This is a genomic window from Vibrio mytili, assembly GCF_000830505.1.
Lineage (GTDB): Bacteria > Pseudomonadota > Gammaproteobacteria > Enterobacterales > Vibrionaceae > Vibrio > Vibrio mytili.
Window position 1 is genome coordinate 1 of record NZ_JXOK01000070.1, and the last position, 1,312, is coordinate 1,312.

The 1,312-nt window shown below is 44.5% G+C and carries 2 protein-coding genes; one reads left to right on the top strand and one right to left on the bottom strand.

Annotation, left to right across the window (positions count from 1 at the left end; genetic code table 11):
* Positions 1-187: hypothetical protein (locus tag SU60_RS22150; RefSeq protein ID WP_084735950.1), on the top strand; the 187-nt coding region annotated here is incomplete at its 5' end.
* Positions 188-425: 238 nt separating this feature from the next.
* On the opposite strand, the gene SU60_RS17685 is transcribed toward SU60_RS22150, so the two are convergent.
* Positions 426-1,312 (bottom strand): IS110 family RNA-guided transposase (locus SU60_RS17685; protein WP_041156692.1); only part of this gene is annotated, 887 nt, incomplete at its 5' end.

The window sequence follows — 1,312 nt, forward strand, 5'->3', positions numbered from 1 at the left end:
AGCAGCAACCCTTCTCGAACAACAAAGTTATCTACTTCGCTTTGTCATTTCGGTCATCGAGCATTGCTTACGACAAACACATATAGAGGATCTCTTATTGCGGTCTCTCCGCTGCCTATGGCTTTTCATAGGGTCACTAGACATTTATCGGTTAACCCTGACTGGCGCTATTCAAAAAGAAGGCTAAACAATGGCTTTCCAAGGTCGTTGTTTTCCAGTTATCTTCAGGCTCAGTCTAGGTGTAAGCAACTTTGCTGTTCGTTGGTATATTATGGGTGCGCACCAATGAAGTGGCTAATCAAAGCAAGAGGGCTTGGACTGCCTGACACAACTGACTTGATCGGGCTTAAATCCCACTAAACTTGTGTCAGTAACGTGTTCTTACTCAGCACCAGTTAGACGTTCAGCTCACTTCATTGTGCGACTTATTCAGGTAAAAATCGTTTTTCATCAAATACCGTTTTGTTCCTCAACATGAAGTAGACACATCGACCTAGTTTATGAGCAAGCGCCGACAGCGCTTTGGCTTTGCTCATGCGTTTTTGCAGGCGTTGAATGTATTTCTTCGCGGGTTCATTGCCACGTAAATAGAGAACCGCGGCTTCAGAGAACGCCCATTTTAAATAAGCGTTACCAATCTTGTTGCCATTCGTTCCTTTTTGTTTACCCGCCGATTCGGCTTTGCATTTGACTAGTCGTGAGTAAGAAGCGAAGTTCTGTACCGACGGAAAGCGTTCGATATTCCCAATTTCATACAAGATGGTGAGGGCGAGAATGCGGCCAATACCAGGCACGGTTTGAATGAGTTGATAATCTTGAGCGCTATGTTGCTTGGCGGTTTTCTCTATAAAGTGTTCTACACTCGCCAACTCCTTGGTGTAAAAAGCGATGACATTTAAATCCATGTCGATACTTCGATTGATTGAGGGTTCACCGAACTGATTACGCACTTGCTCACGAGCACAAGGATAGCGTAATTGCACATTGGGGTTTTGGAGGTTGTACTGGCTAAATGTATTGGAGACATGGGCTTTCAAATCAGCGCCATGGCGCATGATTTTAGTTCTTCGTCGCAGTAAATCTCGTGTTGCCCGCATTGCTTTGGGGTAAACATACGCAATAGGGAAGTTACCGCCACGAAGCAGAGAAGCAATTTTGTATGAATCAATACGATCGTTCTTAGTTTTACCACCGTGAATCGCTTTCATGTAGAGAGCATGACCGAGTACAAAGTCAAATGCGTAATCGAGGCAAAGATCGCTTACCCAGTACCAGCAATGCATACACTCTACACCGATGACGATGTTATCTT